This window comes from Pseudoalteromonas sp. T1lg23B, from assembly GCF_002964665.1.
In the GTDB taxonomy this organism is placed as follows: Bacteria; Pseudomonadota; Gammaproteobacteria; order Enterobacterales; family Alteromonadaceae; genus Pseudoalteromonas.
In genome coordinates this window covers 121,802-132,152 of record NZ_PQBZ01000030.1, presented here as the reverse complement: position 1 = coordinate 132,152, position 10,351 = coordinate 121,802, and the positions used below count along the sequence as shown (strand labels likewise).

General features: G+C 44.0%; 8 protein-coding genes, 3 tRNA genes and 1 pseudogene. 2 read left to right on the top strand and 10 right to left on the bottom strand.

The features are described 5' to 3' along the window. A pseudogene (locus C2M32_RS20775) lies at positions 1–1,059 on the bottom strand (FimV/HubP family polar landmark protein); the annotation flags it as partial. Between the two features lie 8 nt (positions 1,060–1,067). Further along, positions 1,068–2,549: a FimV/HubP family polar landmark protein gene (locus C2M32_RS20770; protein ID WP_234401252.1), complete on the bottom strand. Its 1,482-nt coding sequence runs from the start codon at positions 2,547–2,549 to the stop codon at positions 1,068–1,070. 144 nt (positions 2,550–2,693) lie between these two features. Here C2M32_RS20770 and C2M32_RS20765 point away from each other — a divergent pair, with 144 nt between their 5' ends. Then, positions 2,694–2,837 carry a hypothetical protein gene (locus C2M32_RS20765; protein ID WP_234401251.1) on the top strand — a complete coding sequence of 48 codons (144 nt, stop codon included), beginning with the start codon at positions 2,694–2,696 and terminating at the stop codon, positions 2,835–2,837. Here the strand turns inward: C2M32_RS20765 and C2M32_RS07260 are convergent. From C2M32_RS07260 to C2M32_RS07250, 3 genes are all read right to left on the bottom strand, one after another. Next, on the bottom strand, positions 2,828–3,844 hold the full coding sequence (locus C2M32_RS07260; protein WP_105167785.1) for an aspartate-semialdehyde dehydrogenase: 1,017 nt from the start codon (positions 3,842–3,844) through the stop codon (positions 2,828–2,830). The genes C2M32_RS20765 and C2M32_RS07260 overlap by 10 nt on opposite strands. 2 nt (positions 3,845–3,846) lie before the next feature. After that, the gene (locus C2M32_RS07255; RefSeq protein WP_105167784.1) at positions 3,847–4,980 is read right to left on the bottom strand and encodes a 4-phosphoerythronate dehydrogenase; all 1,134 of its coding nucleotides are present in this window, start codon (positions 4,978–4,980) and stop codon (positions 3,847–3,849) included. A gap of 94 nt (positions 4,981–5,074) precedes the next feature. Next, complete coding sequence (locus C2M32_RS07250; RefSeq protein ID WP_105167783.1) at positions 5,075–5,374, bottom strand: DUF6419 family natural product biosynthesis protein; 300 nt, start codon at positions 5,372–5,374, stop codon at positions 5,075–5,077. Between the two features lie 283 nt (positions 5,375–5,657). On the opposite strand from C2M32_RS07250, the gene fadE reads away from it, so the two are divergent. Beyond that, entirely contained in the window at positions 5,658–8,111 is a 2,454-nt protein-coding gene (gene fadE / locus C2M32_RS07245; RefSeq protein WP_105167782.1) for an acyl-CoA dehydrogenase FadE, read from the top strand. Positions 8,112–8,168: 57 nt separating this feature from the next. Here fadE and C2M32_RS07240 read toward each other — a convergent pair whose 3' ends face one another. The 5 genes from C2M32_RS07240 to C2M32_RS07220 all read right to left on the bottom strand — a co-directional run bounded on the left by C2M32_RS07240 (position 8,169) and on the right by C2M32_RS07220 (position 10,325). Further along, complete coding sequence (locus C2M32_RS07240) at positions 8,169–9,239, bottom strand: DUF6136 family protein (RefSeq protein WP_105167781.1); 1,071 nt, start codon at positions 9,237–9,239, stop codon at positions 8,169–8,171. A gap of 13 nt (positions 9,240–9,252) precedes the next feature. Further along, positions 9,253–9,840, bottom strand: coding sequence for an ABC transporter ATP-binding protein (locus tag C2M32_RS07235; protein ID WP_105167780.1), 588 nt, complete (start codon positions 9,838–9,840; stop codon positions 9,253–9,255). A gap of 183 nt (positions 9,841–10,023) precedes the next feature. Further along, positions 10,024–10,100, bottom strand: a tRNA-Asp gene (locus C2M32_RS07230). 41 nt (positions 10,101–10,141) lie between these two features. Next, a tRNA-Asp gene (locus C2M32_RS07225) sits at positions 10,142–10,218 on the bottom strand. 30 nt (positions 10,219–10,248) lie between these two features. Then, positions 10,249–10,325, bottom strand: a tRNA-Asp gene (locus C2M32_RS07220). Positions 10,326–10,351 lie beyond the last annotated feature (26 nt).

The window sequence follows — 10,351 nt, the reverse complement described above, 5'->3', positions numbered from 1 at the left end:
GTCACTCTCAGTGTCATCTTCTGCTGGCTCATCTAGCAAAGCATCGATGTCGTCACTCTCAGTGTCATCTTCTGCTGGCTCATCTAGCAAGGCATCGATGTCGTCACTCTCAGTGTCATCTTCTGCTGGTTCATCTAGCAAAGCATCGATGTCGTCACTCTCAGTGTCATCTTCTGCTGGCTCATCTAGCAAAGCATCGATGTCGTCACTCTCAGTGTCATCTTCTGCTGGCTCATCTAGCAAAGCATCGATGTCGTCACTCTCAGTGTCATCTTCTGCTGGTTCATCCAGCAAAACATCGATGTCATCGGTCTCTAATTCATCTTCCGCAGGCTCATCCAGCAAAGCATCGATGTCGTCACTCTCAGTGTTATCTTCTGCTGGTTCATCCAGCAAAACATCGATGTCATCGGTCTCTAATTCATCTTCTGCGGGCTCATCTAGCAAGGCGTCGATGTCCGCGTCAGCACTTTCATCATCGGCTTGTGTCTCGTCGAGCAGGGCATCAATATCATCGATGTCCGCGTCAGCACTTTCGTCATCGGCTTGCGTTTCGTCGAGCAAGGCATCAATGTCATCGATGTCCGCGTCAGCACTTTCGTCATCGGCTTGCGTTTCGTCGAGCAAGGCATCAATGTCATCGATGTCCGCGTCAGCACTTTCATCATCGGCTTGTGTTTCGTCAAGCAAGGCATCAATATCATCGATGTCCGCGTCAGCACTTTCATCATCGGCTGGTGTTTCGTCGAGCAAGGCATCGATGTCGTCGATGTCCGCGTCAGCGTTTTCGTCATCGGTTTGTGTTTCGTCAAGCAAGGCATCAATATCATCGATGTCCGCGTCAGCGTTTTCGTCATCGGCTGGTGTTTCGTCAAGCAAGGCATCAATATCATCGATGTCCGCGTCAGCACTTTCATCATCGGCTTGCGTTTCGTCGAGCAAGGCATCGATGTCGTCGATGTCCGCGTCAGCACTTTCATCATCGGCTTGCGTTTCGTCGAGCAAGGCATCGATGTCATCACCTTCAAGGTCTTCTGACTTACTTTGTGCACCTTCCAACAGGCTGTCTACATCATCACTGTCTGACTCTGTCTCGGGCTGGGTAGCCTCATCAATAAATCATCAATATCAAAGTCATCATCAGAGCTGTCTTCTCCTGCACTCTCAACCAACGCATCAATATCAATATCTTCTTGATCATCCGCTAATTCTTCACTGAGCGCCGCCAGCGCGTCATCACTAACGTCAACATCTAACTCTTCTTCATTGAATTCAGCACCTTCATCTAACAGATCATCAATGCTTTCAGAACCAAAATCATCACCCTCAAGATCCAATGAAACATCATCACCAGCATCGTCGTTTTGACCATCAAAACTCTGTTGTAAGAAATCGTCGAGATCTTCTGGAATATCTGTCTCATTCGTATCATCATCGAATACGATGTCTTCATTTAACAAACTATCTAGTTCGTCTTGATCAAGCTCGCTGCTCCCCTCGTCAAACGTATCATCTTCTAAAGAGTCGAACATGATGTCATCATCTTCAGGTAAAATGTCGTCATCTAGCTGAACACTGTCTTCTATTTCAGTCTCTGGCACTGCTGTGGGCATACCCAAATCAAGTGGGTCTGTCGCAGCTGAAGCGGCTGTTTGAGGCATAAAGTCATCATCGTCAGAACCACTATCCTGATCCTGCTTTCGTTTACGCAAGAAGAAAATACCCGCACCAATCGCAAGCAGTGCAGGCAAAGTAGCCAATAGGATTAATGCCAAAGGATTACTCAATGCTGAGCTTAAATCAAAACCACTCTGGGTCTTTTTTCTCTGCTCTTCCTGACGCTCAATCAACGCCGTTTGTAGATTAATCATGGACTGGAGCTGCTGTTGGATCTCACTGTCCTTACCCAACTGCTCACGTACGTTTTGCAATTCCTCTGATATGTTCCCAAGCTGCTTCTTAAGCTTATCGTTTTCTTGTAGGATTTCTTCAACATTTCTGACGGAACTTCGAAACTGAGACTGCAAATCCATGAGTCTTGAGTCTTGTTCTAACTGTATTGATTTTAACTGCTTGGTTAAGGCATCTTGGGCCTCTTCGACGTCAATTTTGCGCGCTTGTGTGACTTTTTTCTGGGCTTGTTCAATCGTTTGGTTATCAAGCATACCGCTTTTTTTCAGTTCCCAAAGCGCATCGTCCTGATCTGAACGCTGTCTTGCCAAGTTTGGGTCTTCTTTGCGAATTTCACCCATTGTCGGAATTTTTAGATATGCGCCATCGCGCATGTGGTTTAGATTTTGATCCAAAAATGCCTGCGGATTTTTACGATAGAGCGCACTCATAACCTGATAAATAGTTACTGACTCATCAGGTCTAACTTTTTGAGCAATACGCCAAAGCGTATCTGATGGTGTAATTGGCCCAATTGATCGACCTTGCTGACCGTAGTCTACGCCTTTTGGCCCTTTAATCTGGGGCTCTTCTAGGCTATTAACTGGCAATGTGATCAATGTGAAGACAAAGATACAAAAAACGACAAAACCGCGCATGTTGGTCCTTTCAGTACTATGTTCAACATTATTTTTTGCTAAACATCAAAATGTTGCTAACGATTGCTACTGCAAGCTCTATTCCAAGTTCAAACTATAAACCAGTTACCTTGGAATATCCATTGCAACGCATTGAAAATTAACATGCTTATATCAAGCTATGGCGAAGCCATCGAGGTTGGAGACAATAAGGTGAGGCAAACATCTGACATTATTGCCATTGTTATGGCACATGACGGCAAAGTGCTGCCTCTTAGCAGCACTTTAATACTCGTACTTTACAAGTAGTTTGCAACGAGTTCTTCAGCAATTTGTACACTGTTGGTTGCCGCACCTTTTCGGGTGTTATCTGATACGATCCACAGATTCAAGCCATGCGGATGAGAAATATCTTGGCGTACTCTGCCAACATAAACGGTGTCATTTCCACTGGCATCACTCACTGGTGTTGGATAATCATGTTCATCCTCGATCAGTTCGACACCCGGAGCATCGTTAAGTAATTGCTTTATATGCTCAAGATCATAAGGCATGCGAGTTTCAAGGTGAACAGACTCTGCATGACCGAAAAAAACCGGTACTCTAACAGCGGTAGGGTTAACCATTACACTCGTATCACCCAAAATTTTATGCGTCTCCCACACCATCTTCATTTCTTCTTTGGTGTAGCCATTATCTTGAAACTCATCAATTTGCGGGATCACGTTAAAAGCGATTTGCTTGCTAAAAACTTGATTATCAAGTGGCCTTGCATTCATAAGGTTAGCCGTTTGTTTAGCTAGTTCATCGACCGCCTCTTTACCTGCACCTGAAACCGCTTGATATGTTGACACATTAATTCGGTCAATGCCGTAAGCGTCGTAAATAGGCTTAAGTGCAACTAACATTTGAATAGTTGAGCAATTTGGGTTCGCGATAATGTTACGATTACGAAAATCCGCTAGGCTTTCTTTGTTTACCTCCGGAACAACCAAAGGTACATCATATTCATACCTAAACTGTGAGGTGTTATCAATGACTACACAACCCGCTTCGGCTGCGATTGGTGCATATTTTTCAGACACACTGCCACCCGCTGAAAATAACCCAATATGCGCTTGGCTGAAGTCAAATTGCTCAACATCCAACACCTCAATTTTTTCACCACGAAAATCAACTTCTTCTCCTGCACTTCTGCTACTTGCCAGCGCAAATAACTGATCAACGGGAAACTTTCTTTCTTCAAGTGTTTCGATGATTTGTCGGCCGACTAAGCCTGTAGCACCCAATACCGCCACATTAAATTTTTGCGACATAATCAATCCTCATTCTTTTCAATAACATTAAAGCCCAACGAAGTTAGTAACCCGCCGTGTTCACTCATATTTTCTATGCTTAGAGTGCTAAACTCGCGACGCGGCGGATATGTTTTTCGTAGACTGTCAAAACCATGGCTGGCTAAATTGGCCCGCATCAAACCATCGTCGCGGCGAATATCATAAACCAAATGAACCAAACGACCTAAATCATGCTCGGTTAAACTTTTTTCAGTCCTACATTTGGTTAGCGCAGGAACTGGCAAAAAATCCTCTAAATTTTTATCGACACTTTTTCCTAGGCGCTCACATAACCCTTCGTAAAGCATCTGTGTGCCTCGTGCCTTACCCTCTTGAGTATGTCCTGCAATATGTACGCTAGCAAAGCGCACATATTGCAGTAACTCAGTCAAAATATTGGGCTCGTTTTCCCACACATCCAACACCAGCTCTAAGCGCTTGCCCCCCTGTAAGGCACTCAGCAATGCTTGATTGTCTATTACATCACCACGGCTTGCATTGATAACAAGCATGTTATCTTTCAATTTGGAGATGCGTTTAGCGTCTATTAGATGACGTGTTTTATGGGGCCCTTCTTTAATTAATGGCACATGAAACGTGACAATGTCGGCTTGCTCTAACACACAGTCTATGTCTATATGTTCATTCAAGTTGCCCGCTTCATGGCGCACAGGGTCACACAATAACAAGCGCAAGCCTGTATTGGTCAGCTTTTGTTGTAAGCACTTCCCTATGTTACCCACACCAACGATACCTAGGGTTTTTCCCGCAAGGTTCATACCTGTTTCTTGGGCATACGCATATAGGGCACTTATCACATATTCCGCAACTGCAATTGCATTACACCCTGGCGCACTCGAAAATGCGATATTTCTCCGCGCTAAAAGAGCAGTATCGACATGATCAATACCGATTGTCGCAGTCCCTACAAACTTTAGTTGCTGAGCTTGCGCTAGTAATTCTTCGTTTACATTGGTGACAGAGCGGACTAGCAAAGCATCTACTCCATTTAATGACGATGCTTGTAAATTTCTACCATCAAAACGCCTAACTTCACCCAAATCTGAGAAAAACTCCTCAACCAAAGGCATATTTTGATCTGCAAGGATCTTCATTGAATATTCCAAACTGTACACGGGACCGATATTGTATACCTAAGCCGAGGTATAATGCGAGTTTCCACCCGCATATTCACTATGCCTGTAGTGTTTACTCTTTAACTTTTACCTTGTGAATGCCAACGGCAATTCCTGCAAACATAATCATAAGCAACAACATGACCATTAACGTCGCTGTTTTTTGCTCAGGCAGAATAAGTAATGGACTCATAATAACGGCAAATACATTGAAAAATGCTAAGGCTAAAGCTTTGTGTACATGGGCATGATAGCCATACCAAGCACTGATTAAACAACAAAATAAGTTGAAAAATACGGCGGGGGTATAAACATTGACTGACATCCATGTAGCAATTAGTGACACTGATAGTACAACAATTGAAATGATCATTTAAGGCTCCTTCCTTGAACGCTTCCTTAGCTAAAACAATAGGCCCAAGTGAGCAAAAATCAACCACCCCTACCCCGAGTAAACATTATTAAAACTGAGAAATTTTTACCATGGCAAGCTGCCGCTACAAAGCGGGCTTTGTCAGTCTAGAGCGATTTCTACCTACTTCACGCCAAATCACCTACAGTTAACTACTATAAATGAAGCGTTTTTTCTCTTGAAATGATCAGCCGTTAGAGCTAGTCTAGCCAAGGTGGTCAGACCTCTTATAAGGAAGAACAACATGACACTCTTATTCACTCTAGCTTTGATAGTACTTGTGAGCATTGCGAGCTATCACCGAGCAAGCTGGAACGCCTCAGTTGGCATTGCAGCAATGACATTACTTGTGGGCACTATTTTCGGTGCCTTTGGTGCTATCTCTTGGCTGATTTTCTTAGCCATTGTGGTGCCTCTATCACTCACTAATATCCGTCAGCAATACATTGTTGCCCCATTGTTCAAAGCGTTTAAGAAAGTAACGCCAACCATGTCGGAAACCGAAAAGTCGGCTATAGACGCAGGTACAACTTGGTGGGAAGCTGACTTATTCTGTGGTAACCCTGATTGGAAAAAACTACATCAATATCCTCAATCTCGCCTTACGATTGAAGAACAAGCTTTTCTAGATGGCCCTGTTGAAGAAGTGTGTGCCATGTTGGATGATTGGAAAGCGACGCATGAGTTAACCGACTTACCTGAAGAAGTATGGCAATACCTCAAAGACAACAAATTCTTCGCCATGATCATCAAAAAACAATATGGCGGTTTAGAGTTTTCGGCCTACGCGCAATCTTGCGTGCTACAAAAGCTGACGAGTAAATCAACACTACTATCTTCGATAGTCGGCGTACCAAATTCACTTGGGCCGGGTGAATTATTACAGCATTACGGCACTCAAGAGCAAAAAGACCATTATCTACCAAGACTGGCAAACGGTCAGGAGATCCCTTGCTTTGCGTTAACTTCACCAGAAGCTGGCTCTGATGCTTCGGCTATTCCTGATTTTGGTATCGTTTGTAAAGGCGAATGGGAAGGTAAAGAAACTCTTGGTATTCGCTTAACTTGGAATAAGCGTTACATCACACTCGCTCCAGTGGCAACTGTTCTTGGTTTAGCATTTAAACTACGCGACCCTGATGGTTTACTTGGCGACAATAAAGAGCCGGGTATTACCTGTGCGCTGATCCCGACCAATACCCCTGGTGTGAAAATAGGCCGCCGCCACTTCCCACTAAACGTACCTTTCCAAAATGGTCCGACTCAGGGCGAGGACATTTTTGTACCTATCGACTACATCATTGGTGGTCCTAAGATGGCAGGCCAAGGCTGGCGCATGCTGGTTGAATGTTTATCTGTTGGTCGAGTGATAACGTTACCGTCCAACTCAACAGGTGGTATTAAGTCTCTCGCTCTGGCAAGTGGAGCCTACAGCCGCATTCGTCGCCAGTTCAAATTACCGATTGGTAAAATGGAAGGTATTGAAGAAGCTCTAGCTAAACTCGGTGGCTATGCCTACAGCACTGATGCGGCAGTGAGCATGTCTACAGGGGCGGTTGATTTAGGTGAAAAGCCATCAGTTGTTTCTGCAATTTTGAAATACCACCTAACTGAGCAAATGCGAGCTGCCACCATACATGCTATGGACATTCACGGCGGTAAAGGGATCTGTTTAGGTCCAAATAACTACCTAGGCCGAGGCTATCAAGGTGCTCCCATTGCTATCACCGTTGAGGGTGCCAATATACTTACCCGTAACATGATTATTTACGGACAAGGGGCTATTCGTTGTCACCCATTTGTTCTTGCTGAGCTTAATGCCGTGAGTATGGAAGACAAACAAGCAGCTTTAGAGAGCTTTGACAACTCACTTATGGGCCACATTGGCTTCACGATTTCTAATTTGGTGAGAACAAAGTGGTTAGCTCTGACAGGTGCACGTTTCAGCAAAGTACCGTTTAATGATGAAACCGCCGTGTTCTACAGAAATGCGAGTCGCTATAGTGCGTCATTGGCATTGATGTCTGATATTTGTATGGCTGTTTTCGGCGGTTCATTGAAACGTAAAGAACGTATATCAGCTCGACTCGGTGACTTGCTAAGTTATCTATATTTAGTGTCTGCGACATTGAAGCGTTATAACGACGAAGGCCGTAAGAAAGAAGACTTGCCATTCGTTCAGTGGAGCTGTCAGGAGCACTTGTATTTGTGTCAAAGAGCACTTGCTGACCTAATCAATAACATGCCCTCTGCGCTGCTTAGAGGCGTTCTCAAAGTATTATTGTTCCCGTTTGGGCGTCCGGTACGCAAACCGACTGATAAACTCGAGCAAAAAGTTGCACACTTGCTACAAACACCAAATGAGTCACGCGAACGCCTAGGTGCGCATATCTACCTTAAAGATGAGCCACTCAATATTTTGGGCAAGCAAGAGCAAACTTTACGTGATATTTTAGAAGTGGAGCCTCTATTCGATAAAGTGTGTCGAGCTAAAGGTGAAAAGCTACCATTTATGCAATTAGATAAAGTTGCGCAAATGGGCTTAGAAGCAGGTATTTTGAACAAAGATGAAGCCGAAAAGCTGAGTGCCGTTGAGGCTAAACGTTTAGCGGTCATCAATGTTGACGATTTTGACCCAAGCGAGTTAACCGCAGGTCAAGGTGCTAAACCAAAATCGCAAGGTGCCAGTGCGGCATAACCTCTTATATTCGTTAAAGTGAATCAAAGCCAGCTATAATGCTGGCTTTTTTATTAACTACATTAGTGCCTTAGCTAGATATGTAGTCACAGCTAAACTTCCCCAGCATACAGCGAGGCGCTGCGGTATGTTGGTTGCACACCATTGGAGCACGGGGACCTGTGCTAAAATAACCAGTGAAAAGCCATCCATTCCCAGTAATATCGCCCCTGTAAGCCAAGACAAAAAGTACCATACAAATATCAATACATGTTGCGCCTTTTTCAGCGTACCGAACTGTTTTAGGCTAACCCAAAACAGCCTATGTTCACTAATATATTGGGTGGTTTTGATGCCAAGCGATGCCCATATTAACAATGCAAAAAGTGCAACCATAGGTGTATACCAATGCAGTAATTCAGGACGCTCTGCACCTATTATAGCCACAGCCCAAATCACGAGTAAACTAGCACTTACCCGCCAAATTAGTGACCAGCTATAATGCACGCAATACAAAATCCAAAATGACCAAACCGTTAATTGTGTCGGTGAGTAGCTTAACCGAATGGGTTTGACGAAGCACGACATGAGCATAACAGCATTAAACCACGCCAAATAAGCAAGGTTAGATAACGTCATAGATAACAGTACAAACGCAGTAATAAGGGTTAATACAACCGCCTGAGGACGATAAAGCAACGTGACCCCCATACTGACTTGAGTTAGCACAAAGCCCACAAAATGTGGGGCTTTCATAAGCTTGTCAAACCCCATCGCAAGGGCCAGTACTATCGACATCCAAAGTAACACATGACTTATAAGTAATTGGGCGATGTCTGCGGTGATTATTGTGCTTTTGTTTTTGATAAGACTATGATGAAACATACGATGAGCATCATCTAATATAACGGGTTTTAATACGTTGAGTAGCAGCGTTTGTAACAACAAGCAGCCCCACATTACCTGACTCGAAGTGTGTTCACTGTCACTTTGTACTATCTTTCCCAAACCGAAAAACATGGCCGCTATCAGCCCTGGTAAGAAGATATAAAACAACGTGCTGATCATCAATGCAAACTGATTAAGCTGTTTAAACAACGTTTTTAGCGCATAACGATAGGCAGTGATCCGATACTGTAAGTATGTCATTCAAACCTCAAACTCACCGTTTGCCAAAGAGTGGCTGGGTTGCAAAACCTATGTCTAAAAACGGCTGTGGCTCATGACAACTTATTAATACCTGACCTGTAAATGACGCTAACCATTGGCAAATCACTTCAACACCAGCGTGGTCAAGCGCTGCGCTGGGCTCATCGAGGATCAAATAAGGAGTATTACGCATGATAGCGTTTAATAGTTGCAGTTTCTTATGATTACCAGACGATAAATCTTTAACGAACGTGTCTAAGAACCCTGTAAAACCAAGTTGCTCTGCAAGTGCTAGCGGCACATCACACTGCCAGCTGGCGCTGGTCATAGAAAGGATTTGACGGGCGGTTAAAAATTCAGGAAATGGCACTTTGTCCGATGCCAACGCAACATAGTCCTGCAATGGCAATTTAGGCTCACCACCAAGTAGTACTTGTCCATGGTAATGAGGATCTAACCCTGCAATGATGGTAAACAAGGTTGTCTTTCCAAGTCCATTTTCACCAAGAACACAACATTTTGAACAATGGAAATGATTACTGTAGTTTTCAAACACCAGTTTGTTGGCAAATTGTTTGTGAAGCTGCCTTATCTCAATCATTGATACACTCCTTTTCGGACCCATCTTATCATTTTAGGGACAAAAAGCAGCATGTTGGTGTTACAATATTTTTAATAGTAATTTATTAAAAACAATGATTTGATTAAAAATATTCAATGATATACTGATGTATTTTTTATCTTGAAAGGCTTTATTAAAAGTGAGCTTATGCGCTCTATGAGATGGCGGAGTGGACGGGACTCGAACCCGCGACCCCCGGCGTGACAGGCCGGTATTCTAACCAACTGAACTACCACTCCGCAGTGGTATGTGTTTATAGAGCATCCTCTTTGATATCAAGTGGCGGAGTGGACGGGACTCGAACCCGCGACCCCCGGCGTGACAGGCCGGTATTCTAACCAACTGAACTACCACTCCGCAGAGATATCATTTTGAATTTATTTGCATTGGCGGAGTGGACGGGACTCGAACCCGCGACCCCCGGCGTGACAGGCCGGTATTCTAACCAACTGAACTACCACTCCACAGAGCAAATAAAGGATTAAAACAT